The organism is Burkholderia sp. ZZQ-2, assembly GCF_050768715.1.
Classification (GTDB): domain Bacteria; phylum Pseudomonadota; class Gammaproteobacteria; order Burkholderiales; family Burkholderiaceae; genus Burkholderia; species Burkholderia cepacia.
Genome location: NZ_LDVA01000204.1, coordinates 1 through 3,320, shown reverse-complemented (window position 1 = coordinate 3,320; position 3,320 = coordinate 1). Strand labels below are relative to the sequence as shown.

Below are 3,320 nucleotides of genomic sequence, written 5' to 3'. Positions count from 1 at the left end.
CGCGAGCGCGCGTCGCGCGTGCATTTTTTCCTCAATTTTTTCGATCCGCGGCCGTTATACCGGGAGTCACGCAACCCGGCGGCCGCAGCGCGGCCGGCTCATCAGGATCGCGCATGTCCAACACACTCATGAACCTCGGCGTCAGCGGCCTGAATGCCGCGCTCTGGGGCCTCACGACGACCGGCCAGAACATCAGCAACGCGGCGACGCCGGGTTATTCGGTCGAACGCCCCGTCTATGCCGAGGCAAGCGGCCAGTACACGAGCAGCGGCTACATGCCGCAGGGCGTGAACACCGTCACCGTGCAGCGGCAGTACAGCCAGTACCTGAGCGACCAGCTGAACGGTGCGCAGACGCAGAGCGGCGCGCTGTCGACGTGGTATTCGCTCGTCACGCAGCTGAACAACTACATCGGCAGCCCGACGTCCGGCATCTCGACCGCGATCACGAACTACTTCACCGGGATGCAGAACGTCGCGAACAGCGCGTCCGACGCGTCGGTGCGGCAGACCGCGATGAGCAATGCGCAGACGCTCGCGAACCAGATCACGGCGGCCGGCCAGCAGTACGACGCGCTGCGCCAGAGCGTGAACACGCAGCTCACGAGCACCGTGACGCAGATCAACGCGTACACCGCGCAGATCGCGCAGCTGAACCAGCAGATCGCGTCCGCGAGCAGCCAGGGCCAGCCGCCGAACCAGCTGATGGACCAGCGCGACCTCGCGGTGTCGAACCTGTCGAACCTCGCGGGCGTGCAGGTGGTGCGCAACAGCGACGGCTACAGCGTGTTTCTCGCGGGCGGCACGCCGCTCGTCGTCGCGAACAAGAGCTACCAGCTCGCGGCCGTCACGTCGCCGTCCGATCCGAGCGAGCTGACCGTCGTGTCGCAGGGCATCGCCGGCGCGAACCCGCAGGGGCCGAACCAGGCGCTGTCCGACGCGTCGCTGTCGGGCGGCACGCTCGGCGGCCTGCTCGCGTTCCGCAGCCAGACGCTCGACCCGGCCGAAGCGCAGCTCGGCGCGATCGCGACCAGCTTCGCCGCGCAGGTCAACGCGCAGAACGCGCTCGGCATCGACCTGTCGGGCAACGTCGGCGGCAACCTGTTCACCACCGGCACGCCGATCACGTACGCGAACCAGGGCAATACCGGCAACGCGGCGCTGTCCGTGTCGTTCGCGAACGCGTCGCAGCCGACCACGAGCGACTACACGCTGTCGTACGACGGCACGAACTACACGCTGACCGACCGCGCGAGCGGCGCGGTGGTCGGCCAGTCGGCTAGCATGCCGGCCTCGATCGGCGGGCTGAACTTCTCGTTCTCGTCCGGCGCGATGAACGCCGGCGACAAGTTCACCGTGCAGCCGACGCGCGGCGCGCTGAACGGCTTCGGCCTCGCGACGTCGAACGGCTCCGCGATCGCGGCGGCGTCGCCGTACGTGCCGTCGGCCGCCAAGACGAACACGGGCACCGGCACGATCGGCGGGCTGACGGTCACCAGCGCGACGGCCGCGGCCAACCCGCACAACTACACGATCACGATGGGCGGCACGACCGCCAGCCCGACCTACACGGTCACCGACAACACGGCCGTGCCGCCGACGACCAGCGCGGCGCAGCCGTACCAGTCCGGGACGCCGATCACGCTGACGGCCGGCGTCACGGTCACGGTGTCGGGCGCGCCCACGGCCGGCGACACGTTCACGGTCGCGCCGAACACGGGCGGCACGAACGACGGCAGCAACGCACTTGCGCTGTCGAAGCTCGTCAGCGCGAAATCGTTCGGCAACGGCTCGACCACGCTGACGGGCGCGTACGCGAGCTACGTGAACGGCATCGGCAACACGACGAGCCAGCTGAAGTCGTCGAGCGCCGCGCAGACTTCGCTGATCGGCCAGATCACGCAGGCGCAGCAGTCGGTGTCGGGCGTGAACCAGAACGAAGAGGCGGCCAACCTGATGCAGTACCAGCAGCTCTACCAGGCGAACGCGAAGGTGATCCAGACCGCGTCGACGCTGTTCCAGACCGTGCTCGGCCTGTTCAACTGATTTCGGGGATCGATGCGATGCGGATTTCCACCACGCAGTTCTACCAGATGAACGTCGCGCAGATGAACGATCAGCAGGCGCAGCTCTCGCAGCTGTACCAGCAGATCTCGAGCGGCGTGAGCCTCTCGACGCCTGCCGACAACCCCCTCGGCGCCGCGCAGGCGGTGCAGCTGTCGATGACGTCGGCGACGCTGTCGCAGTATGCGTCGAACCAGAACGCCGCGCTGTCGTCGCTGCAGAAGGAAGACCAGACGCTCATCAGCGTCAACAACCTGCTGAACAACATCCATACGGTCGTGATCCAGGCCGGCGACGGCTCGCTGTCCGACAGCGACCGCGCGGCGCTGTCGACGCAGCTGCAGGGCTATCGCGACCAGTTGCTGACGCTCGCGAACTCGACCGACGGCTCGGGCAACTACCTGTTTTCGGGCTTCCAGTCGACCACGGCGCCGTTCTCGAACGCGCCGGGCGGCGGCGTGACCTACAGCGGCGACACGGGCACGCGGCAGGTGCAGATCGCCGATACGCGCGCGATCTCGCAGGGCGACAACGGCGCGAACGTGTTCCTGTCGGTGCCGATGCTCGGCAGCCAGCCGGTGCCGCTCGCCGGCGCGGGCAACACGGGCACGGGCACGATCGGCGCGGTGTCGATCACGAGCCCGTCGGCCGCGACCAACACGCACCAGTTCACGATCACGTTCGGCGGCACGGCCGCCGCGCCGACCTATACGGTCACCGACAACACCGTGGTGCCGCCGACCACGACCGCCGCGCAGCCGTATTCGGCCGGCGCCGGGATCGCGCTCGGCAACGGCCTGTCGGTGCCGGTGTCGGGAACGCCGGCGTCCGGCGACACGTTCACCGTCACGCCCGCGCCGAAGGCCGGCACCGACGTGTTCGCGGCGCTCGACTCGATGATCGCCGCGCTGAAGGTGCCGATCAGCAGCAACACGTCCGCCGCGGCCTCGCTCGCGAACGCGATGACCACCGGCACGACGAAGCTGAACAACATGATGACGAACGTCCTCACCGTGCAGGCGTCGGTCGGCGGCCGCGAGCAGGAAATCAAGGCGATGCAGACCGTGAACCAGACCAACACGCTGCAGGTCACCAGCAACCTGTCCGACCTGACGAGCACCAACATGGTGTCGACGATCAGCCAGTTCCTGCAGATGCAGAACGCGCTGACGGGCTCGCAGAAGGCTTACGCGCAGCTGCAGAACCTGTCGCTGTTCCAGTACATCAACCCCTGATGCACGCCGCGCCGGCCGCGAT

General features: G+C 68.0%; 2 protein-coding genes. Both read left to right on the top strand.

The window, feature by feature from the left end; all coding sequences use genetic code 11:
• Positions 1-113 precede the first annotated feature (113 nt).
• Complete coding sequence (flgK, locus tag ABY44_RS14070; protein ID WP_060174232.1) at positions 114-2,045, top strand: flagellar hook-associated protein FlgK; 1,932 nt, start codon at positions 114-116, stop codon at positions 2,043-2,045.
• A gap of 17 nt (positions 2,046-2,062) precedes the next feature.
• Positions 2,063-3,298 (top strand): flagellar hook-associated protein FlgL, encoded by a 1,236-nt coding sequence (gene flgL, locus ABY44_RS14065; RefSeq protein WP_060174231.1) that lies wholly within the window; start codon positions 2,063-2,065, stop codon positions 3,296-3,298.
• Positions 3,299-3,320 lie beyond the last annotated feature (22 nt).